The organism is Capnocytophaga endodontalis, assembly GCF_002209445.1.
Taxonomy (GTDB): domain Bacteria; phylum Bacteroidota; class Bacteroidia; order Flavobacteriales; family Flavobacteriaceae; genus Capnocytophaga; species Capnocytophaga periodontitidis.
This window is the reverse complement of record NZ_CP022022.1, coordinates 3,328,825-3,353,478: the sequence shown is the minus strand read 5'-3', so window position 1 is coordinate 3,353,478 and position 24,654 is coordinate 3,328,825. Positions and strand designations below refer to the sequence as shown.

The 24,654-nt window shown below is 38.6% G+C and carries 29 protein-coding genes; 4 read left to right on the top strand and 25 right to left on the bottom strand.

What is annotated here, in order from left to right:
- Positions 1-35: 35 nt before the first annotated feature.
- Positions 36-1,616, top strand: coding sequence for a Na+/H+ antiporter (locus CBG49_RS15385; RefSeq protein ID WP_088595167.1), 1,581 nt, complete (start codon positions 36-38; stop codon positions 1,614-1,616).
- Between the two features lie 26 nt (positions 1,617-1,642).
- Here the strand turns inward: CBG49_RS15385 and CBG49_RS15810 are convergent, their stop codons facing one another.
- From CBG49_RS15810 to CBG49_RS15360, 7 genes are all read right to left on the bottom strand, one after another.
- Entirely contained in the window at positions 1,643-1,819 is a 177-nt protein-coding gene (locus tag CBG49_RS15810) for a hypothetical protein (RefSeq protein WP_157668412.1), read from the bottom strand.
- A gap of 204 nt (positions 1,820-2,023) precedes the next feature.
- Positions 2,024-2,962: an SIMPL domain-containing protein gene (locus tag CBG49_RS15380; protein ID WP_088595166.1), complete on the bottom strand. Its 939-nt coding sequence runs from the start codon at positions 2,960-2,962 to the stop codon at positions 2,024-2,026.
- A gap of 8 nt (positions 2,963-2,970) precedes the next feature.
- Positions 2,971-3,447 (bottom strand): hypothetical protein, encoded by a 477-nt coding sequence (locus tag CBG49_RS15375; RefSeq protein WP_088595165.1) that lies wholly within the window; start codon positions 3,445-3,447, stop codon positions 2,971-2,973.
- Between the two features lies 1 nt (position 3,448).
- On the bottom strand, positions 3,449-3,625 hold the full coding sequence (locus CBG49_RS15890; protein WP_167372076.1) for a hypothetical protein: 177 nt from the start codon (positions 3,623-3,625) through the stop codon (positions 3,449-3,451).
- Positions 3,626-3,644: 19 nt separating this feature from the next.
- Positions 3,645-4,112, bottom strand: coding sequence for a hypothetical protein (locus CBG49_RS15370; RefSeq protein WP_088595164.1), 468 nt, complete (start codon positions 4,110-4,112; stop codon positions 3,645-3,647).
- A 104-nt stretch (positions 4,113-4,216) separates the two neighbouring features.
- Positions 4,217-5,080 carry an AraC family transcriptional regulator gene (locus CBG49_RS15365; protein WP_088595163.1) on the bottom strand — a complete coding sequence of 288 codons (864 nt, stop codon included), beginning with the start codon at positions 5,078-5,080 and terminating at the stop codon, positions 4,217-4,219.
- 696 nt (positions 5,081-5,776) lie between these two features.
- The gene (locus tag CBG49_RS15360; protein ID WP_088595162.1) at positions 5,777-6,553 is read right to left on the bottom strand and encodes an SDR family NAD(P)-dependent oxidoreductase; all 777 of its coding nucleotides are present in this window, start codon (positions 6,551-6,553) and stop codon (positions 5,777-5,779) included.
- A gap of 99 nt (positions 6,554-6,652) precedes the next feature.
- Between CBG49_RS15360 and CBG49_RS15355 the strand changes: the two genes are divergently transcribed.
- Positions 6,653-6,976 (top strand): MerR family transcriptional regulator, encoded by a 324-nt coding sequence (locus CBG49_RS15355; protein WP_088595161.1) that lies wholly within the window; start codon positions 6,653-6,655, stop codon positions 6,974-6,976.
- Here the strand turns inward: CBG49_RS15355 and CBG49_RS15350 are convergent.
- From CBG49_RS15350 to CBG49_RS15340, 3 genes are all read right to left on the bottom strand, one after another.
- On the bottom strand, positions 6,966-7,556 hold the full coding sequence (locus tag CBG49_RS15350) for a Uma2 family endonuclease (RefSeq protein ID WP_088595160.1): 591 nt from the start codon (positions 7,554-7,556) through the stop codon (positions 6,966-6,968). The genes CBG49_RS15355 and CBG49_RS15350 overlap by 11 nt on opposite strands.
- Positions 7,557-7,695: 139 nt before the next feature.
- Complete coding sequence (locus tag CBG49_RS15345; RefSeq protein WP_236854614.1) at positions 7,696-8,175, bottom strand: DUF1877 family protein; 480 nt, start codon at positions 8,173-8,175, stop codon at positions 7,696-7,698.
- Between the two features lie 108 nt (positions 8,176-8,283).
- On the bottom strand, positions 8,284-9,111 hold the full coding sequence (locus tag CBG49_RS15340) for a glycoside hydrolase family 16 protein (RefSeq protein WP_088595158.1): 828 nt from the start codon (positions 9,109-9,111) through the stop codon (positions 8,284-8,286).
- A 138-nt stretch (positions 9,112-9,249) separates the two neighbouring features.
- Here CBG49_RS15340 and CBG49_RS15335 point away from each other — a divergent pair, with 138 nt between their 5' ends.
- Positions 9,250-9,669 (top strand): SlyB protein, encoded by a 420-nt coding sequence (locus tag CBG49_RS15335; protein ID WP_088595157.1) that lies wholly within the window; start codon positions 9,250-9,252, stop codon positions 9,667-9,669.
- 82 nt (positions 9,670-9,751) lie between these two features.
- Here the strand turns inward: CBG49_RS15335 and CBG49_RS15330 are convergent, their stop codons facing one another.
- The 3 genes from CBG49_RS15330 to CBG49_RS15320 form a co-directional block, all read right to left on the bottom strand.
- Positions 9,752-10,594, bottom strand: coding sequence for an aldo/keto reductase (locus CBG49_RS15330; RefSeq protein ID WP_088595156.1), 843 nt, complete (start codon positions 10,592-10,594; stop codon positions 9,752-9,754).
- A gap of 186 nt (positions 10,595-10,780) precedes the next feature.
- Positions 10,781-11,851 carry a TraB/GumN family protein gene (locus tag CBG49_RS15325; RefSeq protein ID WP_088595155.1) on the bottom strand — a complete coding sequence of 357 codons (1,071 nt, stop codon included), beginning with the start codon at positions 11,849-11,851 and terminating at the stop codon, positions 10,781-10,783.
- A gap of 203 nt (positions 11,852-12,054) precedes the next feature.
- Positions 12,055-12,696 (bottom strand): helix-turn-helix transcriptional regulator, encoded by a 642-nt coding sequence (locus CBG49_RS15320; RefSeq protein ID WP_088595154.1) that lies wholly within the window; start codon positions 12,694-12,696, stop codon positions 12,055-12,057.
- 85 nt (positions 12,697-12,781) lie between these two features.
- On the opposite strand from CBG49_RS15320, the gene CBG49_RS15315 reads away from it, so the two are divergent.
- On the top strand, positions 12,782-13,681 hold the full coding sequence (locus CBG49_RS15315; RefSeq protein ID WP_088595153.1) for a CPBP family intramembrane glutamic endopeptidase: 900 nt from the start codon (positions 12,782-12,784) through the stop codon (positions 13,679-13,681).
- A gap of 55 nt (positions 13,682-13,736) precedes the next feature.
- Here the strand turns inward: CBG49_RS15315 and CBG49_RS15310 are convergent, their stop codons facing one another.
- From CBG49_RS15310 to CBG49_RS15255, 12 genes are all read right to left on the bottom strand, one after another.
- Entirely contained in the window at positions 13,737-14,093 is a 357-nt protein-coding gene (locus CBG49_RS15310; protein ID WP_088595152.1) for a TfoX/Sxy family protein, read from the bottom strand.
- A gap of 6 nt (positions 14,094-14,099) precedes the next feature.
- A complete protein-coding gene (locus CBG49_RS15305) occupies positions 14,100-14,570 on the bottom strand; it encodes a DinB family protein (protein WP_088595151.1) in 471 nt (156 codons plus the stop codon).
- An 82-nt stretch (positions 14,571-14,652) separates the two neighbouring features.
- Positions 14,653-15,192: a hypothetical protein gene (locus tag CBG49_RS15300; RefSeq protein WP_088595150.1), complete on the bottom strand. Its 540-nt coding sequence runs from the start codon at positions 15,190-15,192 to the stop codon at positions 14,653-14,655.
- Between the two features lie 17 nt (positions 15,193-15,209).
- Positions 15,210-15,779, bottom strand: coding sequence for a Crp/Fnr family transcriptional regulator (locus CBG49_RS15295; protein WP_088595149.1), 570 nt, complete (start codon positions 15,777-15,779; stop codon positions 15,210-15,212).
- A gap of 394 nt (positions 15,780-16,173) precedes the next feature.
- Positions 16,174-16,320, bottom strand: a complete 147-nt coding sequence (locus CBG49_RS16215) for a BRO-N domain-containing protein (protein ID WP_227002915.1) — start codon at positions 16,318-16,320, stop codon at positions 16,174-16,176.
- A 137-nt stretch (positions 16,321-16,457) separates the two neighbouring features.
- A complete protein-coding gene (locus CBG49_RS15285) occupies positions 16,458-17,462 on the bottom strand; it encodes an MBL fold metallo-hydrolase (RefSeq protein WP_088595148.1) in 1,005 nt (334 codons plus the stop codon).
- A gap of 157 nt (positions 17,463-17,619) precedes the next feature.
- Positions 17,620-19,725, bottom strand: a complete 2,106-nt coding sequence (locus CBG49_RS15280; protein WP_088595147.1) for a subtype B tannase — start codon at positions 19,723-19,725, stop codon at positions 17,620-17,622.
- Positions 19,726-19,868: 143 nt separating this feature from the next.
- Entirely contained in the window at positions 19,869-20,051 is a 183-nt protein-coding gene (locus CBG49_RS15275; RefSeq protein WP_088595146.1) for a hypothetical protein, read from the bottom strand.
- A 65-nt stretch (positions 20,052-20,116) separates the two neighbouring features.
- Positions 20,117-20,581 carry a DUF302 domain-containing protein gene (locus CBG49_RS15270; protein ID WP_088595145.1) on the bottom strand — a complete coding sequence of 155 codons (465 nt, stop codon included), beginning with the start codon at positions 20,579-20,581 and terminating at the stop codon, positions 20,117-20,119.
- Positions 20,582-20,589: 8 nt separating this feature from the next.
- Complete coding sequence (locus CBG49_RS15265) at positions 20,590-21,759, bottom strand: alpha/beta hydrolase (protein ID WP_088595144.1); 1,170 nt, start codon at positions 21,757-21,759, stop codon at positions 20,590-20,592.
- A 52-nt stretch (positions 21,760-21,811) separates the two neighbouring features.
- Entirely contained in the window at positions 21,812-23,374 is a 1,563-nt protein-coding gene (locus CBG49_RS15260) for a hypothetical protein (protein WP_088595143.1), read from the bottom strand.
- Positions 23,375-23,433: 59 nt separating this feature from the next.
- Positions 23,434-24,654 (bottom strand): RNA polymerase sigma factor, encoded by a 1,221-nt coding sequence (locus CBG49_RS15255; RefSeq protein WP_088595142.1) that lies wholly within the window; start codon positions 24,652-24,654, stop codon positions 23,434-23,436.

Below are 24,654 nucleotides of genomic sequence, written 5' to 3'. Positions count from 1 at the left end.
TTTTACTATTTTTGTCGCCTCATAAGTCATAAACTATGGTACAATACTTCCCTTACTTATTACTTTTGATGGTAGCTATTATGCTGCTGATTATGTTGGCTAACCGACTTAAAGTAGCTTACCCTATTCTCTTGGTTTTAGGAGGTTTGGCGATTAGCTTTATTCCTAATATACCTGCCATTACGCTAAACCCCGATTTGGTACTCATCATTTTCTTGCCTCCACTCTTATATGCCGATGTTTTCTCGATATCGCTCAAAGAGATGTGGAAATGGCGACGCATTATCTTTAGTTTTGCCTTTATTGTAGTGTTTATTACAGCAGCTGCAGTGGCGTGGGTAGCTAATATGGTATTCCCAGGGTTTTCATTGGCGTTAGGATTTCTTTTAGGAGGAGTGATAGGCTCTACCGATGCCGTGAGTGCAGCAGCGATTATGAATTTTGTGAAGGTGCCTAAACATATTTCAACAATAATAGAAAGTGAGAGTTTGCTCAACGATGCCTCTTCACTGATTGTATTTAGGTTTGCGGCTTTGGTAGTTACTACCGGTCAGCTGGTGTGGACGGATATAGCATTGAATTTCCTTTGGGTAGTTATTGCTGGGTCACTTATAGGTTTGGCTATCGCTTGGGTGATGCGCAAGTTGCACAGATTCCTCCCTACCGATGCTAATATGGATATTATCCTTACCCTTATTGCTCCTTATATAATGCATATTATAGCTGACGAGTTAGGGGCTTCGGGAGTGTTGGCAGTAGTGGCTGGGGGTATGTATATGTCGCTCCACCTTACTAGCATTTCTATTGCCTCCACACGCAACAAAGGGGTGGCGGTATGGGATATTTTAGGTTTTATACTCAATGGTCTTGCCTTTATGCTGATAGGACTTGCTTTGCCTGAAGTACTCGAAGGGATAGAAGCCGAAGGAATGAGTCTTACTACTGCTACCAGCTATGGGCTCCTCATCACAGGGGTAGTGGTAGGGGTGCGACTGCTATCATCTTATGGGGCAGTACTCATTACCCAAATAATGAAACGCTTTATCACTGTAGCAGATGAGCGTAATCCTGGAACTCGGGTACCTTTGGTATTAGGTTGGGCAGGAATGCGCGGGGTGCTTTCATTAGCGGTAGCGCTTTCTATTCCTCTAACTTTAGAGAACGGCGAACCTTTTCCGCATCGCAGCCTGATTCTCTACATCACTTTTATAGTGATATTGGCAACCCTACTGGTACAAGGACTTAGTTTGCCTGCCCTTATCCGTTGGGCTAAATTCCCTGATTATGAAGATCATATTCCTGAAGCCGAAGCCGAAAGCCTTATTCGAAAATCTTTAGCGCAAGCTGCTTTAGATTATATGCAAAAACATTACAAAGAAGGAATAACTGATAGTTTTCTATTACAGAATCAGAAAGATATATGGCAATACCAACTCGATATGCCTAAATGCAATACTACCCCTGAAGTGAGAAAGAAATACGTTGCTATTTTGCATCATCAGCGGGAGATATTGCGACAACTGAATAAGAACCCACGTATTGATGAGGAGCAAATACGCAATTTCCACCGACAGTTGAATTTAGAAGAAGAAAAATGGGAAGTATGGGAAGGGTAAATTATAGGAATGTTTTTTGAATATCATTATTCGTATTTTTCTATATCAGCATTAGGATTATACAATCCGATAAGGCTTGCAAAGTAAGGATAAACACTATTATACACCTCAAATTTGGTAGTTTTCGGCGATTGAATTTCTACCAAAAAGTCATTTCTCAATATTCCTCCTGCGTTTTGATAATCTTTATCAGTGCTTTCCATATAAAATAAGTTGTTATTTTGTCGCAAAAAAGTGTATTTTTGCGACAAAACTAATACCTAAAACCTGACACCTGAACTCTATACTTTCTTCAAAAAAAGAATCTTCTATATCGCTTACGACTACTACAAAGTTATTGATACACATTAAGTTGGTAATTCATCGGTTGTAACCGATGAATTACAAGAGTATTTTGAGGGTATCAGCTAAGGCAAGTTTATCTTCTTGAGTTCGCCAGCAGGGGTGAGCAATAGTGCCTCTTTATTTTTATATTTATCAGGGCGATTTATACTCATTTTTATTTCATAGACTACTTGTATCATAGGTTCTATGATAATAGGGTTGAGCACCACATCAAAATCTCGGTTAGCAATAGGTTGGTAATACTGAGTAGTAGACTTGTTGGCTTGCACGACATTGCCTGCTCGCTTGCCTTGTAAGGATGCACTACTATAGGCTTCGTAGCTACTATATTGTTCAGTAGGGGAAATGTACGAAAAACCATCAATAACCTTCTTTTCAGCGGAGGCAAAGCTTTCCCCAAGGGTTGTTTCATAGGCCTTTTGTTTTTCAGCAAAGGCAGATTTTACCTTGTCCTTCAGTTCTTTTTTTACCGTCTCTAACTGGCTACTGTAGTAGTCTATACGTACAAGGTCGTAAATCTCGTTATTAGCCAGTAGAGTGATTAACTCATTGAGTCGGGAGGCTTCATTGATTTTGATATGTAGATTTTGCTTGAGTTCAAAGCCCACAGGAACTTCATTGTAGGTGCGCTTGCTAAAGACTTTCTTCTCGGTCTCGTATTCGTACATAGGCACAAAGGAGATCATATCTACAAAAGCCTCCATATTCTTAGCCTTTAAGGCAGAGAGTACAGGCGAAAGGCGCTGACTCATTAGGGAGGTAGCCTCTTCAGCACTCTTGCCTACCTGCACCACACTGAAGATCGCCACAAAGGCATCGGCTTTGATATTAGCCAGCCCTTTGGCTGAGACTACCATTTCGTAATTGGTAGGGAAATCAAGAGAATAGTCGTTGTTATTCAAGCTATTTCGGCCTCTGTTTTGGTAATTGAGGTTTCCTGAGGCCTGCCCAAAACCAAGCATTGTACTCACAAGGGCTACGGAGAAAAAGAGATGTTTCATATTATTTTTTATTTAATATTTAGCGGTATAATAGCTCCTACTGAAAGGCGGAATTTACCCGTGTCAAAAGGATAGTTGTCACTCATTTTACCCCAAGGAAATGCGTAGCCTGCTTTTATGTAAAGAAAGAGAATTTGTATACCCGCTTCAGGGGCGAAGTAATAAGGTGAAAAATTCAGCTGTGGACGCAAGAGCAAGACAGGAATATCAACAAAGTTTCCACGCTCATTATCGGCTCTTATCCACGCCGAGAGTTGCGCTTCGGGGATAGCGACTAATCCGTTTTCCGAACGGAAGTTGCCCGCCAATCCCGCAAATAGTGCCAACTTATTGCTGTCATAATAGGTGAAATGTACCCCTAACTGTCCGTAGCTACTACCTTGTTTGAGGTAACTTGCATCTATAATCAGGGTTTTGTCTTTCGAGGTTTGCGCTACAGCGGGAAGTGTTGCCCATACACATACCAGTAAAAAAAGTTTTTTCATTTTAATTATTGTATTTTTCAAGTATGTTGCTCACTATCAAAGCTACCAAATAAGCTATCAACAAACACATATCCCCTACAAATGCCAATGGAAACAAAAGGATTGTCCTTAGCATACTCCCAAAGGTTTTTTGGCGTTTCTCTAAAAGGTGTAGGGTAATGAATATGTTCAAATTCATAGTGTATTATGTGTTTTTGCTAATCCTTTTTCACATCCATACGATAGTTGCGGTGGCAGGCTACACAGTTGCCGAGTAGGGCAGTTACTTGTTGTTGTGTAACTTTAGGGTCGAAGTTCTTTTCGGCGCTATTGGCAATGCTATCGAATTTAGCGTGCGTATCGAAACCTATAGTTTTGAATCCCATAGGGATAGAAGCTATGAGTCCTGCAGGAGCGTGATGCGCTACCGAACCTCCTGAACTGCGTGCTGCTTCCACTATCAGTGAGGAATCGTTTTGCTCAATTCCCATATTGATTTGATGTAAGGTTTCTACAAAATTGCGCATTTCGCTCATCACAAAATCACGGTTCGGCTGACTTACCACTATACTTGTACGTGAGTCGCCTTCAATTACTTGGGTATTTCCTACAAATAATTTGCGTACCAATACTACATTGGCAGCGAGTGATAGCACCAAAAGAGCTATAAAACTCATCTTTTTCATATGTCTATTAATAAAATAATTGATGTTAGTTACTTATATAAGAGTTTTTATTGTTCTATATATTTAGTATGTTATGCCATATATGAACGGATTTTAGAGACAAATTATACAATTATTTTTTTGAAAAAAGAAGGGGCTATTCCATTCAGGCGTTTGAAGAAGCGAATAAAATTGGAAGAATTTTCAAAGCCGAGAGTATAGGCAATTTTACTCACGGAGTCATCAGTGTAGGTAAGTAGACGCTTAGCTTCGAGAGAAAGCCGCTCGTTGATGAGAGCCAAAGGTGTTTGTTGTATGAGCTCGTTGGTACAGTTAGTGAGGTTTTTAGTGGAGATATGTAACAGCTTGGCATACTCTTTTACGGTGTGTAGTGTTTTGAAATGCTGTTCTACTGCTTCACAAAAACGTATAAAAAGCAGATGTTTGGGGTCGTTTATTGAGAGTTGTTTTCGGTCTTCTTTAAGGAAAAAGCGTTGTATTTTGATGAGTAGGAGATGCAATAAGTTTTTTAAATAATCAGTGTGAGCAAAGGCTTCAGAGTTTTCTAATTCTTCCTGCATCTTATCTATAAGCTGATGCCATTTAGGCACTTCCTCAGGAGCTAATGATAGATAAGGCTTTTGCGAAAAAGTATCGAAGATGTTATGTTTTAAGAAGATGTCAAGTGTATCAACTTCATCGGCTAAGAAAATTTTGTTGAAGTGAATAACAAAACCTTCATAAGGCTGGTTGTCGAAGGCGTGTATTTGTCCTTTACCAATAAAAAAGAGTTGATGAGGGCTTACCTCGTATTCTTTGAAATCTACATAGTGTGTGCCTTTACCTTTAGCAAACCATATGATTTGGTAAAAGTTATGTGTATGTGCCTTTTGGGTATAAGTAGTGTTCTTTTCAAGGTACTCATTTAGAGGAACGAGCTCAAGTTGTAAGGCAGTAGGGGTGTCTTTGTGTGGGTTATATTTTTCCATTTGTCTATAATATAGTTTAGCTATTTTTGCAAAGAGTTATCAATTTGTTAAGTCAATTGGCGAATGAGATAACATACTGACAGCACCTGAAGAAAGAGATTCATCCCCGTACCTTCAAGCGTTTCGTCAGTGAAAATATTCATTTGTTATTATATAATAGGCAAAGGTAATAAAAAAAATAATATAGTAACAAATAAATTAATTAACAAATAAAAACAATAGTAGCTATAAGTGCTTATTTTTATTAGCAGATTAACAAATTTGTCAGATAATCTTTTTTGACCTCTATATTGCCTGCGAAGGTTGCCCCACTGATATTAAAAGGAGTTGTAATGAGGTGCAGGCCGTTTTTAGAAGGGACTACACTCACCAGCTTTTCTTCTCCATAGGGTTTACTTCTGCTAATTGCTTTCGTATGGTAGCTATCATTGTCTATAGCTTGCTTATTTCATCTATATGTATAATCCAATTCTTACCCATCTTTTTTATAGAGGTCTTCTCCTTCTTTTATCTGATATAACTTTATGATATGAGCGTACTTGTGTAGCTCTGCAACATCCTTCTTGCTGGTTCGTTTTTCACTTGTAAAAGGCGTGTGTTTATGAGCTTGGCAAGTATATCGGAATTATCGGTGTGCATATAATCTACCTGAAATTGAGAGGATAAAGATAGTAATAATTAGCAAATTAGCAAATTTTAATTTGTAGTGAGCCCGCCATCAACGGCAAGCACAGTGCCCGTAATCCACGAAGCATTGTCGCTGGCTAAGAATACACAAGCTTTGGCTATATCCTCAGGAGAGCCAATGTGTTGTAAAGGGTATATTTCCTTTACCATAGTCTCAAAAGCGGCTTGTTTTTCGGGGGTGAGAGCTTGCAAATTGCGGTTGAATTGCGGGGTAGAAATATTTCCAGGAGCAATGGCATTTACGCGTACGCCTAAGTGTCCGACTTCAAAAGCTAAGGCTATGGTAAAAGAGTTTAACGCTCCTTTAGTAGCCGAATAGACGGTAGCCGCGCGGTTAGGAAGCATTCGGTGCACAGAATACGACGAGATATTAATGACATTCCCCTTGCTTTTCACCAAAGCAGGAAGCAGACCTTGGGTAAGGAAATAAGGCGCTTTTACATTGAGGTTGAAGTGAGCATCGTATAAGGTGTTGTCCACTTGCTCAAAAGGCACGAACCTCGCCAAACCGGCGTTGTTTACTAAAATATCTACCGCAGGTAGCAGTTGCTCAATGTTTTTCACTACCTCAGTTACTGTCTCTATTTTTGATAAATCAGCAGAGAGGGTGTGTACTTGCACGCCAAACTCATTTAGTAGCTCTTGTTGGGCTCTTTGTAGTTTCTCAGGGTCTTTGCCTATGAGCAATAGGTTCGCGCCCTCACGGGCAAAGGCTTTGGCTATTCCTAAGCCAATACCGTCACTTCCGCCAGTAATCACGGCGTTCTTGTTGTTTAAGTTTTTCATTTGTTAATTATCTTCTTTAATTGTAGATTATTTGCAAAGTGCAAAGGTAAAGTATTTATTTGTATATTTGCAACTTATTTCGTAATTTATTTACAATCTATGGCAAAAGAAGTACAAAAAGAATTCTTGTTAGACTTTGATTTTCTGCGGAAATTGGTAGTGGGCATAGGGGAAGTATCACAAATCACTGGTATCCCTACCCGACAAATACGCTATTGGGAAGAGAAAGGAATTATCAGCAGTTTGACAGAAGAGGAAGGAAAAAACCGCCGATATGATTACCTTAATATCAAAAAAATACTCCTCATCAAAGAACTCCTTGATGAGGGGTATACATTAGATGCTTCGGTAGAGAAAGTAAAGAAGCGTATGGCGATGATAGAGGAAACGCTCACCAAGATGAGCCAATTAGTTACTGTCTAAAAATATCTTCAGTTGATACATAGAGTTCAGGAAATTTAACTGATTGAACTATATCGCCTTCTACAATAGGAGGGAGGGCGCGATATTTGCCCTCTTCAAGAACAAACTGCGTGATTTCCTTGTCGATAGGGCGGACTGCCCAATACTCCATCACCCCTGTTTCTTCATACAATTCATACTTATTGCGCATTTCCTTTTTAGTGTTGCCAGGAGATAGTATTTCAATAATTAGGTCGGGAGCTCCTAAACAACGCTTGTCGTTCTCTAACTTTTTAGGGTCGCACACCACACAGAGGTCGGGTTGTACCACACTGTCCTCCAAACCATTTTTATTTTTGAGTACCACATCAAAAGGAGCTGCAAAGAGCTGACAGGTTTTTCCTTTGAAATAATGATAAAGTTCTCCCGTTAAATTTCTTGCTATTTTTTGGTGTGAGATAGCAGGAGCAGGGCTCATTCTGAAAATTTTTCCTTTGAGAATTTCCAATCTTTCTTTTATTTCCCAAAGTACATAATCCGCATACGTATATACCCCATTTGCAAGGTCTAACTGATTGATATTGTTGATTGTTGTACTCATAGTTAACTAATTTTAAACGATTGTCAAGGGCAAAGATATAAAATAATTGGCAATAAAAAAACTCCCCTCGCTAAGACTGATTGCAAGAGGAGATTAAAGGGTGATCTATAAGGGAGTCTCTACAAAAAAAACTCAAAAATTAGGATAATCTGAAGCTAATAACAGCATTACCACTTTTAGCTGTTGCCATATAGAATTCTTTTACTTTCTCGTATTCCTGCATCATATAGTCAAAAACTCTTTCTACGTCTGTTTCAGGGTCTACTTCTGTGTCTTCCTCTTCTAATAAAGGAAAAGCATTTGCACATTCCATACTATCAGCATCAAAAATTTTTCTTAATTCTTGTTCTGTTATATTGGCTAATTCAGCACTGAGTTCCTTTACCTCATCAGGAGTAAGGTATTCATAATACCAATTAGAGTAATCTCCTGTTAAGTCTTCGCCTAAAAACACACCACTATGAAAGGTTTTATGAATAATGTCTTTTGAACGAAGAATAGGTTTATAACTTACAATCATACGTTCTATATCTTCCCAATCATTAGTGTAAATATAAGAATAGTTTTCTTTTGAAAAACCAAGCTTCCACTCTCTGAACCAACAAGGTTCTTTTAGCATTTCTTCAAAATCTTCTTTTGGTATGCTAACTAATTCTATATAAAAACTCATACGTAAGTGATTTTAATAAGGCAAAAATACAAAATAATAAGCAATTTGCTAATTTTCTTATTTGTTAATTCTCTGATAGAACCGTACCCAGTCTACATACATTCTTATCGGTTGTGTAAAAGGTTTTACTTCACCTACCCAACTACCGCCTAATTGCATATCAATGCGCAACATATAGGGGCGGTTGAAAGGGAATTGCCCTTCACTCTCTTTTTCAGGCACACGTGCATAACTGAAAGTTTGTTTGTCGTTTACGTAAAAACGCACCTCATCGGTGTCGAGCTCTACTGCATAGATGTTGTAATCATCGGGGTTGATAGGGGCAGTAGCGGTGCTTGGGGGAGTACGCTTAGATTTGTCTTTTTTGCCCTCTTGGGTGTAAGTGGAGTGTACCGTATGGTGTACAAAAGGCTCGTAGTTGAGTCGTTCTACGATGTCTATCTCACCACCCGTAGGCCAAGGAGCATCGGGTACCATCCACAAAGAAGGCCACGCGCCTTGGGTAGCTTCGAGCTTGCAACGGATTTCTAAACGTCCATTTTGAAAATATTTCTTTCCTTGGCTAGTTATCCCTCCCGTAATGTAAGGAGTCTTGTGCTTAGCTGGGTCTGTTCTGGGTTTGCCCAAGAGAATAAGATTGCCATCCTTTATCTCAAACAGACTGGGGTCGTGATTCATTGTTTTGCACCAATCGGCAGTGGAAGTAGGACAACCCCATATTTTAGACCATATACCAGTAGCAAAGATATCGTCGCGGTTGAACTCGTCGTGCCAAACTAATTTCCATCCCTCTTTTTCTATGCCAGAAGAGTCATCTTCTTTTTGTTCTTGAGAACAGCCTACAATGATGCTCCAAATGCATAAAATAATAAAAGTTTTTCTCATAATATTGTATTGTTTTTAAGTTATTCTAAATGCAAAGGTAGTGATAATTCGATAATTAGCAAATTAGTAAATTAGGGAATTTGCATATTAGGCAATTAAGTATTACTTTTGCAGCATTAAAATATTAATAATATAATTATGAAAAAAGTACTTTTAATGGGAGTGTTAGCTTCCTTTATGTTAGCGGGTTGTGGTACAGCTAAATCACCAGAGATGAAACGCTTGGAAAAACAACAACAAGCCTTGAAACTCAATACCGAGCTCAACGAATTGCAAATGAAACTCACACAAGAGCAAACCAATAATCAGTCGTTGCAAACTGAGGCTACACAAGCTAATGAAGAAGCTACCAATCGTACGGATGCTTTTAGTGATGCCAACTCGGCTTCGGCAAGTGCTAAAAAAGCGAACAAAGCTGAAAAGGCTTTGCGCAAGGCTAGTAAGGCTAATAAGGAATTAGCCAAAAGTAATCGCCGTATTGAGAAGTTGCAAAAAGACATCACTAAATTGCAAGAAAAGATAACTAAACTAAATGCTGAAGTAGAATTTAGCAAATAGATACAAGTTAGATGTTTTATTAAAAATTCCCGTGTGGTACTACCACACGGGAATTTTACTAATTAGCACATTTGCTAATTTGCTAATTACCATATTGTAGTATCATCTCTACAAAAGCAGGATCTCTGTGAGAAAAGAAAAGCGTTCGCTGGGTGTCGAGAGCGGCTATTTGGCTCATATCTTCCACTGAGAGTTGGAAGTCAAATACATTAAGGTTCTGTTCCATACGCTCTTTGCGCACCGACTTAGGAATGCAGATAATTTCACGTTGTAAGAGATAGCGCAAAGCTACTTGGGCAGCAGTTTTGTGATACTTTTCACCAATCGCATTGAGCGTAGGATTGGCAAAGAAGTCGTTTCTGCCTTCAGCAAAAGGCCCCCACGACATTAGTTTAGTGTCGTATTTCTTCATTAGCTCTTGGAGGTCTTGCTGTTGGTAGAATACGTGTGTTTCCATTTGGTTTACAGCAGGTTTTATCTCGCAGTGGTATGCCAAATCGAGATATCTATCAGCATAGAAATTGCTGACGCCAATAGCGCGTACTTTACCCTCTTTGTAGGCTTCTTCCATAGCGCGATAAGAGTCGTAATAATCGCCAAAAGGTTGGTGAATGAGCAGCAAATCGATATAATCAGTTTGTAGTTTGTGCAAAGAGGTCTCGATAGAGGCTTTTGCCTTTTCATAACCTGCATTGCTTATCCACACTTTGGTAACGATAAAGAACTCTTTGCGGTCGATACCACTTTTCTTAATAGCATTGCCTACGCCCTCTTCATTGCGATAGATTTGGGCAGTATCAATCATTCGGTAGCCTACCGAAATAGCATCGCTTACGCAACGCTCACATTCTTTAGGGTCTACTTGGTATACACCATAGCCCAATAGGGGCATTTCTATTCCGTTGTTTAATTGGATGTTTTTCATTTGTAATTCTTATTTTTAGTTTTATACCCAGCAAAGATACAGATATTTTTTCATTTCTCCATTGCCTATTTCTCTCGCTTTGTATAACAACATTTAGGGGTAAATCCGAGTGAATTTTATCAGTAATAATAAACTCCCCGTGTGGTATGTATCACGCAGGGAGTTTTTTTGTAGCACAGAAGCTTACTATGGTAATTTTGGGCCTTTCCAGCCTCTGGTTACTAAAACATATTGAAAATAATCGGTAGTATATTTATCCTCCTCAGGCGTTATCTTTCCCATAAGGAAACTAATAGGTGATTTGAAACCAACAACATCTTGACAGTGTGCATAAGGAGAATTTTTACTGTTGAGCTTGTAAAGCACTATTGAAGGATTTTCAGAGGCTTCTTTGAAATTTTCTGCATTTGTGAAATAGGAGATAGGCCCATCGCAGTTTGCCCAAGAAATCATCTCGTTAGGGCTCGTTGGCATACCCAAACCTTTTGGAAGATACATTTCTGAATCGAAAGGGCGATGCATCACAGAAATCACTGTATAATCTTTCTGTTTTAGAAGAGTAGCAAAACATTTTCTCGCGTTGTATTTTTCCTGATAGATATGTCCGCTACCCAAAGAGCAATAATAGTTTCTTTTTGTATTACTCACACTATCTAACTGCTTGATAGTTAAACCAAAATTACTCATCATAACACTATCGCGATTGTGCTTAAAGGCTTCTTGTTTACCTAAAAGTCCATAAACTCGTATCTTCTGATCCTTTGGTAGTGTTTGATTATAGTTGTAAAGTATCTTCCATTTTTCAAGATACTCCTGTGTTTGGCGCTGCGGGATATTCTCTTTAAGGTTGTTGAAGTGTTGTTTCAATAACGTTTCATCAGGAGTGTCAGTATTTAGGTATTGATTCAGAAGTTCAGCATCTTCAGTAAAAAATTCATTAAAATAATCAGTAACTCCAAACTTTTTGTTCAGGTATATCAAAAGTTGAGCGTCAAAAAGCTGTGTCTTCGCAAATCCGTGAATCTCACCAAACATAAACACAGTAGGTGTATTAACCTCTGTAAATAATGTTGTATCGGAGATTGTGCTTTCTGGCGGTAATATTATGCTATTAGCTTTAAGGTAATTTACTTTTTCTTCACTAATATTACCACGAAGGAAGAACCCATAAATAAAGAAATACGCTATGGGCAATACGGTTAAGAGCAAGAAAATAACAAGAATAGTAAGTAGTATTTTCTTTATTACTTTTTTCATAACATAACTATTTAGTTAATAAATATAAACTCACAAGAATCTAAGTAAAAAGAATCTCATTTCCTTAAATTCACAACAAAAGTATAAAATTAATTTTAATGAATAGATAATTAATGAGTATTTTTTTGTACAACAACATTTAGGGGTAAGTCCGAGTGAGTTTTTTTTATTGCTTGTCGTGCTACGACTCGTGCTACGACCAATTATCTTATGGCTTCAATTATATTATCTACTTGTAGTTTTTCGAGGATATTTTGGCGGTGGCGGTTTACGGTATGTATGCTGATGTTCAATTTTTCCGATATTTCTTTGCTGAACATTCCCTCTTTGGCAAGGGCGAGTATCTCTCTTTCGCGCGGAGTGAGCAGGACATCGGTAGCGGTTTCGATAGTGAAAGGTACCACTTCATCGGTAAGGCAGTTTTTTATCTGAAAACGCACTGAAGTATTTGCTGATTGCTCGGGGGCGAGGTCTATCATACCCATAGCCAAAAAATTATCGTCTTTGAATGCCAATAGGCGCGTTTGGTAAATCATTCGTACATACTTCCCTCTATCGAGCACTCTCATCTCATAGATGTATTTGTAAGCCAACTTTTCTTCCTCGGGGAGTGTGTCTAAAAACTCCCATACTTTCTTATCAATTCTTCTTACCACCTCTAAATCATCGGGATGTACCAAATTTTCAATATTGAGCTCTTGAGGCGGTTCAATATATTCGGTTACATAATAGTAATGCCCGAATCTATCCGATAGAAAAACGGCAAAACTACCTGCTTGTTCCAAGATTTTCATATAAGAAATGTATTCTTGGGCTATTTCCTCTATGCTTTTATCGGTTGTCATCTTTAAAAATGGTTATTATTCAGTATTGTGTAGTGATGCGCACCGGCGTAATTTTGCGCCAAAGATAATCAAATATTTTTGAAAGATGAAGCATCAAGCACGAACCATTAGAAATTTATGTATTTTTATTTTCGTAGCCCTTAGTTGTGGCTGGGTGGGCGTATGGGTAGATACTCTTACGGGCGAAACGACGGGTGATTTCAGTGATACCAGTAATGGTACTAACGGAATGGGTATTTTTATAGTTGCCCCGCTGCTTACTTGGCTTGTGTTGCGCGCTTTTATGGGCGATGGTTGGAGCGATGCAGGATTGTGTCCGCTTATTAAGAAAAACCTGTGTTGGTATGGGGTGGCAACCCTTATTTACCCTGTGGTGATTGCCATTACCCTGCTTATAGGGGAGCTTTTGGGCTGGCTGGATGTACAAATCCGGTGGACAGACTATCTTGCAGGCTTTGGTATTTTTGTAGTAGCGGAATTTGTAAAGAATTTCTTTGAAGAATCGTCGTGGCGGGGGTATCTTACCGCCCGTTTGCTCAGTTTGCATATTAAAGATGTGTGGCTTTACCTCATTGTGGGGGTAGTGTGGTGTTCGTGGCATTGGCCTTACTTTTTCTACTTCATAAAACCCGAACAGATATTTGCTGTATTCCCTTACGATAAGGTTACTTTTTGTATAATGGCATTGGTGTGCTGCACCTCGTGGACGGTGATGTATACCGAACTTTTCCGCCTTACAAAGTCGATATGGGCTGGGGTGTGGATGCATGCTATTGAGGATACCACTATCAACAGTTTGATATACGACAAGCACATTCTCATTGAAACGGGTAGAGAGATCCTCATTTCGCCAGTTTCGGGGATAATCCCTTGTCTGCTGTACCTTGGCGTAGGTTTATGGCTGAGGAAGTTACGAATGATGAGAGACGAGTTACGAGAGACAAATGACGAGTTACGAAAACTCCCCGTGATGCGAGCTACATAGGCTTCACCACGGGGAGTTTTATTTACGCTTGTCGTGCTACGACTCGTGTTACGACTTAATTAGCTAAATTCTTTTTCTTAGAACTCTTTGCTTTGCTGTTGAACTCTAAACAGAGTTGTAACCAAAAATCAAAATCCTTTTTTTGGTTGTACCCCGTAGGGTCTATATAACAATAGCCAGAGAGCTCTTTGCCTCTCATTACCACTGGCGAGAAGCCCTGCCTTTCGGCAATTTCTTCTGTCCGCTCAGGGTCAAACCTACACATTAAGGTATCCTCTCCTATATTGATGCACATCTTGTCATTCACCAAGAAAGCTAAACCGCCAAACATTGCCTTTTCTTCCACCGTAATATGGGGGATTTCGGCTAAATATTCGCGAACTCTATTCGCAAGTGTTATACTATAAGCCATTTTATATTAGATTTTTGAACTAAAATAGTTTAAAGCTACTATAGTTCCCAAATGTCTCGATTCGTGCATATTGTTTACATACATAGCATCTTCTATAGTATCAATAGAAAATAAACCTACCTTAACCGTTGGAAACTCATTGAATAGCCTTCCTTGATAATCTTCTTGTAATTGATTGGCTGTACTGAGTAACAATTCCTTTACTTGGTAGATTTCTTCCTTTGAAGGTGTAATCTTTTGAGGAAAAGTACCACGATTGTATTTCTCTAAAAAATCAGTACTGATTAGTAGTTTATTTCCACTGAGCTGATAACATAAGAATTGCTGTACAGCAATACAATGTGCTATATTCCAAAAGATGTTGTTAGAAAAACCTGTTGGGATATAATCTAATTGTTCAGGAGTGAGATTATCTAAGTAACTCAATAGGTTTTTGCGAATGGATAAAAGAAAATCAAAGTGTTTTGTTTTTGTCATTTTTAAATATTTTTTAGAAATCGGGGGCAAAAGTACTGCCTTCAAACTAAAAAAATCTTGTCTTATGACAAGATTTTATTTCTTAGTAATTATCTAGATCAAAAGAAATATATTTTCGAAATGTATTTTCTCTGACTTTTTTTAATGAATCTTTTGATATTTCACGATTAAGATAATTAAGCTCTCCCTCTAATATGTCTTTTTCTTCTTGTATTTCTAAAACAATAGTATTACTTATTTTTTTTCTTAAAAAGTCACTGTCCTTTGTTGTGTAATTTTTTAGTAACTTTCTACTTTTCTTTTGAAAATCTAGTATATTTACACGAAATTCATCGTCCAACCCTCTACTTTTTAAGAGTTCATCATAGAAAATTAAATATTCTAATTCTATAGGATTTTTATAACAAAATAAAGTGTCCTTATCGTTATAATTTGTCCAGATAGGTTCGATATTCATAAATGATATTTCAGATACTTTTTTATTCATAGCCATTATTGTAGTGCTAATGAGATCTTTATTACTCTCTTTATTTTCATAATAGTTGTAAATTAAATATGATATAATTGAAGCTAATATCATTAATATAATATTTTTTAAATCTAAAAAAACTATTTTTTTCATTTTATAATAATTAATTTTTACATTTCTTTCCTGATACGACTCAGCGAAGTATCTGTAATGCCTAAATAAGTAGCTATATGTTTTAAGGGGGCGTACTTTATAGCACTGGGTTTTTCCTTTATAAACTGCATATAGCGCTCTTTGGCGGGGAGTGTAATCATTTCAAGCGATCGTTTCTTTGCCTCAAACAATTTCTCTGTCATAAAGAGTCGCCCCCATTCCGAATATCCTTTCAAACTGTGATAAAGTTCTTGAAAATGGTCATAATCTATATGCCACCCCTCACAATCAGTAAGGGCTTGGATATTTTCGGCAGAAGGTAAATGCTTAAAAAGAGAAAGTTCTTGCACGATAATTTCACCTTCACAAAAGAAGTCGGTAGTGATATCATTCCCTTCATAGTCATACACAAAGGCGCGAGCAACTCCCCTCTGCAAGATGAGATAACCACGAGCTATTTCGTCCTTGCGCAAGATAAAATCACCCTTGCGAAAAGCAATAGGCTGATGGGCTTTTTGTATTTGTTGTAGTTCTTGAACCCCTATCAGAGGGTGTTTGTAGATATTTTGAAATAAGTTATGTGTCATTGTTATTCTTTGATATTTGCATTTGTAAGTCTGCAGGGTGTTACTTACGAAGCTTTCATCATCTAAGTCTAATAATAGTGTAAAACATCTGTCTAATCACTGCTAAATAAGTGGAAGATGAGGCTATTTACTGTTGTGCTACTGCAAAGGTAATAATTAGTTAATTAACAAGTTAGCTAATAAACTCCCTATAATCACTGCCTGTGCGACTCGCACCACAGGAAGTTTTATTTATTGCTTGTTGTGCTACAACTTGCGTATTGTGCTATGACTCCTCAATTTTAAGGTAGTCTTTAGCTTTATCGGTAAGTCGCATTTTACCATCAGCAGCTTTTAACTTCAAAGCGTTACAGTTTGTAACGGTTTCATTTCCCTCTTCTTTTAGTCGTTTTTTTTATACACGCCAATAGGTCTGAGGGTTAGGGCTATCAGTTAATATAGCTACTACATCTACAATAGAGAAATACCATTTCTCGTGAGTGTCGTCCCAAATGGTGCGCACCTTGCGTTCTTCAAATAATTTGATAGCTTCTTTTTTCATTTCAGATGATGATATATTTTTAAGTTACAAAGATAGTAATAATTGAGAATTAACCATTGATAATTAACAAAGAATCCCTGTAGTGCGTTCTATATAAGTAGTTTGCATACGAGAATTTTATTTGTGATTTGTTCTCGTTAAATGATTACATCTTCAGGAGAAGCATAAGAAAAAGGCACCCATCGGTAGTCCTTCTCTTTGCCTATATATCCCAAACCAGGGAAAGGTAAATGCCCTGCAAGAATAAGCGTATGCTCTTTGTAGCAGTTTTCTAGTATGCGCAGGCGTGTGTAAATTCCTTGCTGATAATCAGTATCCCACAACACACCCCAATCGGGTTTAGCAATGAGCAAAGGCGAGTGAACTGTATCGGCTAAGTGCTTTAACGAACGTCCCTCTGAGATGATAGTTACAAGCGTATGCCCCGGCGTATGTCCTTCGGCTAACTCGGTTTTTAATATCCCAAAAAGAGTATCACCTGCGCTGAAGAAGTGCAGATGATTGCCAAGAGCTTTGAGAATATTGCGCGAATAGTTTAAGTATTGTTCTAACTGCTGGGGCGTTCTCTTATATTTAGTTTTAGAAAAATCGGGATTAGGTGATAGCCAAAAGTCGTATTCCTTTTTGTTGATATAACATTGCGCATTAGGGAAAGTGAGTTTGCCATCGGGAGTGGTAAGTCCCCCAATATGGTCGCCGTGAGCGTGAGTGATAAATACATCAGTAATATCAGAAGGAGAAACACCTATCTTTATGAGATTTTCGGGGAGTCTTCCTATATTGGTTTTTCCAGAATGCTTCCCATTACCAGCATCAATTAAGATATACTTATTAGCTGATTTTATAAGCAATATATTCACCGACATCTGCATCAGTTCGGGGTCGAGATACAGCTTTTGCATCTGCTTTACAAAGTCCTTTTTAGGTATTTGAGGGGCAAAGATAGATTGAGGAGGAGTGACATTCATATATCCATCAGATAAGAGAAAGAGCTCCAAATCTCCCAATGTAATTTTAAGGTTACATCCTGTTGCTACAACATTGCTGTCAGTAGTTTTTTCAGGTAAGAAACTCATTAGTGAGGGAACTGCTAAAAGTCCCCCACTGAGGGCAGTGGTTTGAAAGAATTTACGTCTATTCATAATGTCGATTAGCTTTACTTTATTTATTGATGATACAAAGATATAAAATAATTGACAATTAACCATTGATAGTTTACAAAAATCTCCGTGATGCGAGTTACATAGGCAGTTTGCATACGGGGAGTTTATTTTCTAATTAGCACATTTGCTAATTTTCTCATTTGCTAATTTTCTCAGCCCAATCGAAGAGTTCTTCGAGGTCATAGTCGCCGCTATGGGGTTTGTCCCAAGGGAGGGCGTAATCTACAGCGTAATGGTGATTTTGGAGTGTCGTAGCAAGGATTAAGGATATAGCAGCAGAGGTATCGCTATCCTTAGCACCGTGGCGTATGCGCCAATATTTGGGTAAATGAGCATTCTTTTTGCCTATAAAACTCATTGGGTTCATCAGTTTTACGATATTGGCATCAGCCATTTGGCTTTCTATAGTACTGTTTTTTAAGGCATAAGAGGTGAAATGCTTTTTATCGGTGTTGCTATCACCAAAGAGTTGGTTTTCACCTGTGCTGAGGTCGAGAGCATCAAAAGCTGGAGGAGTTTTGTGTCGCTCCATATAAGTGATATAGCCTTCCCAGTCTATAGCAGTAACTTTACCATTTTTAAGTGTAAGGAAAGAATATTTGCTAAGGTCGGTACCTTCTTTTTGAGCTTTTTCAGCTGCGGCTATGATAGTTTGTTTTAGCAGTTCTTTAAAACTACCTTCGCCTTTGGAGTTTAGGGTAAGCTGTTTGCCTTTGCTGTCTTTCAGTTGTAAGCTATTGAGGTAAGCAGGGAAGTCTTTTTTCAGGTCAGCAGAAACTTTTCTCTGTTCAGGGGTAAAAGTCCCTGTCTTATAAGTGCGCTGTACGTTGTAATCGAGCATAGAAACCTCCATTGTTTTGTACTGAGAGAGATTGCCAAACTGCCATTCATAGGCTTTATCAGCGTTCTCTAAGTTGGTGATAGGGCAGTAGGCTGATACAGCAAAAATAGCATCGGTAGCGGGGGCAGCACCTAATTCCTTTAAGTAAGGCTCGTAATCGGCTTGGTCGCCTGAGGCTCCTAAAAGGGCAGATGAGGCTCCTCCTGCACTGGTACCATTAGAGATGATTTTATTAGCATCACCAGGTATTTCTTTGTCGTTGTATTTGAGGTAACGTACGGCAGCTTTTAAATCGACAATTACAGCGGGGGCTTTGCCGGTAGCCGAGGTACGTCCGCGTGCACCAGGTGAGGCAACCACGAAGCCTTTGCTAAGAGCCATAATGAGCGAATTATTTGTATCTTTAAACTTGCCTCCGGTGAGCGAAAGAGGCTTGGCAGGCATATAGCCTCCTATACCATTGGGAAGGAAGATAGGGGCAGTTTGGGCGTTAAAGCCGTTGATTGTTTTGCCATTGAAGTAGGCTTCAGGAATGTAGAGATTGAGCTGTTGGTATTGTTCTTCTACAGGATTGGCTACGTATACAATTCCTTCATAGGCGCGTACTGCAAGGGTCTGGTTACCTTGTGTTACTTGCTGGGTAGTGTATTTAGAAGCATCAAAGCGGAGAGGTGATTTTTGCAGTTCTTTTAAGACTGCTTCGCCTACACTCTTAGCCGATTGCGGGTTTTGCCCTGTAATTACGCGATTATCTATGCTCACTTTGTCCTGCCACAAGCCTGCTTTATCAATGATAGCCCCGCGCTCTTTGAGTTTGTTTTCTAACGAATAAGGTACTACTTGGGTGAGTTTTACAGCCTCTTCTTCCTCATTAGTAAAAGGACTCAAAGTTTTGCCACTTACTAAATATTTGCCGTTAGAGAGCTTAATATTCACTAAACCCGATGGCCCGTGGCACACTGCAGCTACTACACCTCCTTTTTCGTAAATCTGTTGGGCTATTTTGGCAAGGGTTTCACTGTTGGCAAAATCCCACATTGTGCCGTGCCCACCCGCATAAAAGATAGCTACATAATCATTAGCTTTTACTTGTGAGGGGGCAAGGGTGTGAGCTAACTGTTTTTGATAGTCGGCACTTTCCCAATATTTTTTATTGATAGGATCGTCTAACTTTACGCCGTAGGCAGTAGCTGTACCTCCTTTCGGACTCACAAAATCGACCTTATAGCCTGCCTCTGTAAGCACTTCTAAGGGGTGAGTTACTTCCGATAGAAAATAGCCTGTAGTTTCACCTGTATTCCCCAGTTGGGTATGGTTTGTTACTACAAAAAGTACTTTTTTGTTCTGTGCTACCCCAGCTACACTGTAGATAAGGGTGAGCAATACGATTAATTTTTTCATTGTTTTTCTTTTTAAATTCGGAGACAAAATTACAACTAATATCTCTATATTGCTGTGAGGTATGTCACTTTTTTGTGTGTGAAGAAAAATACAGACGGCTGAGGGTTTCGCGTGATACCCCTAAATAGGAGGCTATCAAGCTCTTAGGTAGGCGTTGTAATAGCGATCTCTTTCACTACCCAATATTCGTGGGTAACGATTTTACCTTCGTGTAGTAAGAAATCGTTTTTTTTAAGTGATAGGGGCGTAAAATGTGAGGCGATATAGTCGAACTCCTCATCGGCAAGAGAGAGGAGTTCCTCAAAGTGCTGTCGTAAAGGGTGCATATTTTTCTAATTAGTAAATGATAAGGCAACAAAGATAGTGCTAATTTTCTAATTCTCTCATTTGCTCATTTGCTAATTGACGATCTTATCAACTGTCGCATTGCTGCATCTATTTTCTCTGCCGTAGCGAAGTTTTGCTTTATATGGTATTTTTCGGCGATAGCAGAGATTTTCTCGTAGCGTATGCGTACAATTTTTTCCTCCTTGTAGATAAGTATTTTCAAAGGAAGTTCAATAGCCAAGCGAGGGTTTTCCTGCATTAGGGCAGTCCCTACTTTGGGGTTGCCCACTATAAGTACAGTCGCGGGCTGCATACTTTCGCCTACTGCCTCGGCTGCCTTGTGGTGTTCAATAGTAGCAAAAATGTTAATCCCTTTGCTGTTCAGTGTTTTCTGAAGAGCTGCTACAGTCTCTTCAAAAGTCAATGGACTCTCAAAATCAGCATAAGGTTTTATCACATCAGTACAGCTAATAATAGGTTGTGCTGCAGCTAAGAATGGGAATAATAGGAAGATAATTAAGTGTTTCATATAGTTTATTATAAATGTTTTGCAAAGAAATTAAGGGTAAGTTCGTTTAGTTTGCGGTGAGTTTCCTCAATAGGAGTTTTGCCACTAAATCCCAAGGTATGAGCAAAAGGTATCCACAGAGGTGCATCGGTAAAATCTACGTGGAAGATGTTGGGGATTTGTACAAATTCACTTTCAGCTGTGTTTTTGCATAGGTTTTCCATTGTGCTGAGGTGCTCTTGAATATCGCTTTCTGTCCACCCACCTGAGCGTTCTCTTTCTGTGCGCATAGCTTCTGCAGGACGCGTGATAACCATTGTAGGAACACGCAAACCCGTTTGTGCTATTTTCTGAGGAATCCGCGATTCCATAATCAAATTAGCCTTGATACGAGGGTCTTTCCAAGAGGCTTCCGATACGATAATTCCTCCGAGAGAGACCCCAAAAGCTCCTAATTTATCCAAGTTGAGTTTATTGTAAAGAAGATTGTTAGGGTCGTTTGTGTTGAGCATAGTAAGGAAATCTATTACTCGTGATACATCTTTGGCGAAATAGGCTATCAATCCCCCCTCAAAAGTTTTTCCGTTATAGTTCAAGAGTGGATTTTCTTCTGTAAGACTCTCATTGAGCATAGGGTCGATGAGCGTTCGCGACAGGCTTTTGAGCGTACTGCCGTCGGGGAACGTTGCCAAGGCTACAGCCATAGGGCAATCAATACCTACCACTATATAGCCTTGAGAGACTAATTCTTGTATCTGAAAAGTGCTTATACATCGGTGTCCGTAAAGTCCTGTGAGGTACAAAAGTATAGGATATTGCACTTTTTCCTTGTTTACAGGAGCTTTTACTAAGGCATTCGAATGCTTGAATTGCAAGGGATAAAGCAATGCCTTTGGAATATGCAAAAGCTCTGAAATAGCCTCGCTCACCTTTATAGCTTCAGGGATATAAGGAGCGTAATTAGCTTGAGAGGTGTTTTCGGCAGGGTACCACACTTGTATAGGGATTTGTCTGGCTTGGTGTTTATCCGTGATGAAAATCTCTTCCCTATCAGGGTCGGTTACACAATAGGTTACCGTGCCAATGGCATACTTACCCGTAGGTTTTGCAAAAAGCACAGGGCGGAATATATAGTAACCCCCTCCTACGAGCAATAGCAATAGTATGGTAATAAGGATATACATCTTTTTCTTTTTCATTTGCTAATACAGTGAGGAAATTGTAGTTTTAAAGTATAAAAGTAATGAAGGATTAAAAATTCTCTTTCATTGTTCTGATGTCCAGATAACCTTTTTTACCTTTCTTTACAATCTGATAGAAAGAGCGGGTTTGGGGTTCTATTTTTTCGTATATAACCTTTTTATGCTGGGGGTAGATTCCTATCTTATTATCTTTGTAGAAATAGATAAGTCCATCCTTATGTTGCTGAATATTATCGTAGATGATAGGGAGCTGTTCTTCTCCTGTGAGATGTGCTGAAGCATATTTGCGTACATTGCGTTTATAGCTATTTTCTTCTTCGTTTTCTTTATCCTCCTCTATTCCTTCAATATATAATTCTTTTTCTGAAATCTTTTGATAATTGTATTTGAACAGTCCGTATTTGTTTCCTCGTTGCACACGTATAAGCTCTGGGTGATGATAAATGTTATCGACAAAAAAGTCATTATCATCCCATACAAAATACCTACTACCATCAATGAAAGAAAGTGTTTCATCGGCACTTCTATCAGAAAGATAGTTTCGTTTTTCGGCTTCAAAATCTGAAGCAAAGCCTCCAAAACCATAAAGCATATAGTGAGGGTGTTCAGATTTTTTAGGGTCTTTTTTCAATGAATAACGACTTTCATATACTGTTCCGCAGAGTGAGTAACTGATTTTGGGGAATTTCTCGATACGTTCGCCATCTATTGTGTAATATGCTGCTCCTTGCTTGTTAAGCATCTCAATACCATTGCGGTAGAAATAAGCACTACGCATCCCTTTGAACGATTTTTTTTGTAAGTAACTATCATAGAGAGTGAATTTGCTTCCTCTTCTACCTATAACGCCAAATTTGTTATAATAGATTGTATCGTATCTGCCAGAAAGCACTTTTTCTTTATACGTATTCATAAGCTCATAACGTTTGCCTTTGGGGCGAAGTATGAGATGCTCTTCTGGCTCATAATCGATAAAATCATCACTATAGGAGGAAGGGTATTGAGTTGGCGCAAGTATGGTTGTCTCTCTGCCGGTTAAAAACAAGGTTTTATCTTTTAAGGGTACCATAAAACCTTTGATATTTTCTCCATCACTTAAGAGGTAAATATTTCGCCCCTTTTTTAGATGGATAGTGTGTAGTGCATAATAGTCTTTTCTTTGATAAGGTTTTTCTTCTTCTGTGTCGATATCACATAACAAAGCCAAGTGAGGGTTAAAAATCTTCAGAATTGTTTGAGTATTCTCGTCATAGATAGGAGGAAGTGTCTTGAAGGTTTTGCCTACAAAGTCGCTGGGGGTAGTGCGTTGTATATCTTTGAGGTAGATAATTTTCTTATCGTCCTCTTTTATCTCGCTCAGGGTCTCTAAAATCTCCTCATTATAATCAACCAATTTGAGATCGTAGACTTCGGTATCGGTATCTAAATTTTCATCTTCTTGAGCATCAAATTCTAACTCTGAAAACTTGTCTTTCTGTTTTTGAGCATAAAAATAAAGTCCCCCATCAGAGTCATAAGCGAGGATATCAATATGACGGATTGAAGTTTCTTTTTGTGCTTGCGCTAAAGAAGTGAGCAAGAGAGCAATGATAAGGGTAAAGTTTTTTAACATATCGTCCTAAGGTTTTTGTTGGCAAAGGTAATAATAATTAGCGAATAAAACTACTCCTCTTATTTCACTAATTGTTCTATCTGTTTTTGCAGTGTAGCGCGCTCGTTAGCCGATTTAGAAAGAGCAATTGCTTTTTGGTAGTGAGCAATTGCTTTTTGGTTATTGATATCAGTATATAAATATCCTAATAACTCGTGGTAGTAACGATTCTCTTGTAGTCCTAATTTTTCAGCTTCTACAATAGCTTTTTCTTTGCCGTACACCTTGCCGTAAGCAAAAGTCCTATTTAAGGCTATTACAGAAGAATATTCAATGATAATGAGTTGGTTATATAGGCGGAGAATATACTCCCACTTATTTTCATCGGTAGGGGTAGTATGCCAATAGGCAATACCAGCTTCTAAGTGATATTTAGAGATTTGAGAGTCTTCGCAGGCTTTTACTAAGTAATAGTTGCCTCTGTGTATGAGTTCTTTATCCCATTTGCTTTTGTCTTGTTGTTCATAAAGGGTGTTTTCACCTGTGGTATTGATACGAGCTTCAAGTCTGGAACTTTGGAAACACATCAGTGATAAAAGAGCATTCACTTGTGGTGTATCAGTTTGAGGGTGCTCGGCAAGTAAAAGCGTAAGACGTAAGGCTTCTTTGCAGAACTCCTTTCGTATGAACTGATTGTTAGTTTCTGAAAAATAGCCTTCATTGAAAAATAAGTACAAACAGCGCAGTACGGTTTCTAATCGGGCTTGTATATCGGCTGGGCTTACGGTTTTGATTTGAAAATGATGCTCTCTGAGCTTGCTTTTAGCTCTAAGAAGTCGTTTTTTTATAGTTTCGGTATTGGTTAGTAGGGCATTGGCAATCTCTTCTACTGTAAAACCACAGAGTATTTGCAAAGCTAAACTTATTTGTGATTCTACAGAAATAGAAGGGTCACATATATTGAAAAGCATTTCTAACTGACTGTCGTTTATTTCAGAAGTTTCAAAGGTAAGTTCTTCGCTTTTTTCAGTAGGTGTAAGTGCCTTTTTTACTTTATCTTCAAATATAGCTACGTGTTTTTCATAGTCCCTAGCTTTGTTTTTGGCGACGGTGTAAAGCCACGCAGTAGGGTTAGCAGGCAAGGGCTGCATTTCCCATAATTCATAGGCTTTTAAGAAAGTATCACTCGCAATATCTTCAGCAATTTCCAAATGAGAAAAGCCAAAATGGCGACATAATACTGCCACCATTTTAGCGTATTCTTTTCGAAACAAATCGGATAAAAGTTGTGAGTGAGGCAT

What these genes read in the sequence shown, in the direction of transcription:
- CBG49_RS15385 (WP_088595167.1), top strand. Translation starts at nt 36, where the DNA reads ATGGTACAATACTTCCCTTACTTATTACTTTTGATGGTAGCTATTATG.
- CBG49_RS15810 (WP_157668412.1), bottom strand. Translation starts at nt 1,819, where the DNA reads ATGGAAAGCACTGATAAAGATTATCAAAACGCAGGAGGAATATTGAGA.
- CBG49_RS15380 (WP_088595166.1), bottom strand. Translation starts at nt 2,962, where the DNA reads ATGAAACATCTCTTTTTCTCCGTAGCCCTTGTGAGTACAATGCTTGGT.
- CBG49_RS15375 (WP_088595165.1), bottom strand. Translation starts at nt 3,447, where the DNA reads ATGAAAAAACTTTTTTTACTGGTATGTGTATGGGCAACACTTCCCGCT.
- CBG49_RS15890 (WP_167372076.1), bottom strand. Translation starts at nt 3,625, where the DNA reads ATGAATTTGAACATATTCATTACCCTACACCTTTTAGAGAAACGCCAA.
- CBG49_RS15370 (WP_088595164.1), bottom strand. Translation starts at nt 4,112, where the DNA reads ATGAAAAAGATGAGTTTTATAGCTCTTTTGGTGCTATCACTCGCTGCC.
- CBG49_RS15365 (WP_088595163.1), bottom strand. Translation starts at nt 5,080, where the DNA reads ATGGAAAAATATAACCCACACAAAGACACCCCTACTGCCTTACAACTT.
- CBG49_RS15360 (WP_088595162.1), bottom strand. Translation starts at nt 6,553, where the DNA reads ATGAAAAACTTAAACAACAAGAACGCCGTGATTACTGGCGGAAGTGAC.
- CBG49_RS15355 (WP_088595161.1), top strand. Translation starts at nt 6,653, where the DNA reads ATGGCAAAAGAAGTACAAAAAGAATTCTTGTTAGACTTTGATTTTCTG.
- CBG49_RS15350 (WP_088595160.1), bottom strand. Translation starts at nt 7,556, where the DNA reads ATGAGTACAACAATCAACAATATCAATCAGTTAGACCTTGCAAATGGG.
- CBG49_RS15345 (WP_236854614.1), bottom strand. Translation starts at nt 8,175, where the DNA reads ATGCTAAAAGAACCTTGTTGGTTCAGAGAGTGGAAGCTTGGTTTTTCA.
- CBG49_RS15340 (WP_088595158.1), bottom strand. Translation starts at nt 9,111, where the DNA reads ATGAGAAAAACTTTTATTATTTTATGCATTTGGAGCATCATTGTAGGC.
- CBG49_RS15335 (WP_088595157.1), top strand. Translation starts at nt 9,250, where the DNA reads ATGAAAAAAGTACTTTTAATGGGAGTGTTAGCTTCCTTTATGTTAGCG.
- CBG49_RS15330 (WP_088595156.1), bottom strand. Translation starts at nt 10,594, where the DNA reads ATGAAAAACATCCAATTAAACAACGGAATAGAAATGCCCCTATTGGGC.
- CBG49_RS15325 (WP_088595155.1), bottom strand. Translation starts at nt 11,851, where the DNA reads ATGAAAAAAGTAATAAAGAAAATACTACTTACTATTCTTGTTATTTTC.
- CBG49_RS15320 (WP_088595154.1), bottom strand. Translation starts at nt 12,696, where the DNA reads ATGACAACCGATAAAAGCATAGAGGAAATAGCCCAAGAATACATTTCT.
- CBG49_RS15315 (WP_088595153.1), top strand. Translation starts at nt 12,782, where the DNA reads ATGAAGCATCAAGCACGAACCATTAGAAATTTATGTATTTTTATTTTC.
- CBG49_RS15310 (WP_088595152.1), bottom strand. Translation starts at nt 14,093, where the DNA reads ATGGCTTATAGTATAACACTTGCGAATAGAGTTCGCGAATATTTAGCC.
- CBG49_RS15305 (WP_088595151.1), bottom strand. Translation starts at nt 14,570, where the DNA reads ATGACAAAAACAAAACACTTTGATTTTCTTTTATCCATTCGCAAAAAC.
- CBG49_RS15300 (WP_088595150.1), bottom strand. Translation starts at nt 15,192, where the DNA reads ATGAAAAAAATAGTTTTTTTAGATTTAAAAAATATTATATTAATGATA.
- CBG49_RS15295 (WP_088595149.1), bottom strand. Translation starts at nt 15,779, where the DNA reads ATGACACATAACTTATTTCAAAATATCTACAAACACCCTCTGATAGGG.
- CBG49_RS16215 (WP_227002915.1), bottom strand. Translation starts at nt 16,320, where the DNA reads ATGAAAAAAGAAGCTATCAAATTATTTGAAGAACGCAAGGTGCGCACC.
- CBG49_RS15285 (WP_088595148.1), bottom strand. Translation starts at nt 17,462, where the DNA reads ATGAATAGACGTAAATTCTTTCAAACCACTGCCCTCAGTGGGGGACTT.
- CBG49_RS15280 (WP_088595147.1), bottom strand. Translation starts at nt 19,725, where the DNA reads ATGAAAAAATTAATCGTATTGCTCACCCTTATCTACAGTGTAGCTGGG.
- CBG49_RS15275 (WP_088595146.1), bottom strand. Translation starts at nt 20,051, where the DNA reads ATGCACCCTTTACGACAGCACTTTGAGGAACTCCTCTCTCTTGCCGAT.
- CBG49_RS15270 (WP_088595145.1), bottom strand. Translation starts at nt 20,581, where the DNA reads ATGAAACACTTAATTATCTTCCTATTATTCCCATTCTTAGCTGCAGCA.
- CBG49_RS15265 (WP_088595144.1), bottom strand. Translation starts at nt 21,759, where the DNA reads ATGAAAAAGAAAAAGATGTATATCCTTATTACCATACTATTGCTATTG.
- CBG49_RS15260 (WP_088595143.1), bottom strand. Translation starts at nt 23,374, where the DNA reads ATGTTAAAAAACTTTACCCTTATCATTGCTCTCTTGCTCACTTCTTTA.
- CBG49_RS15255 (WP_088595142.1), bottom strand. Translation starts at nt 24,654, where the DNA reads ATGCCTCACTCACAACTTTTATCCGATTTGTTTCGAAAAGAATACGCT.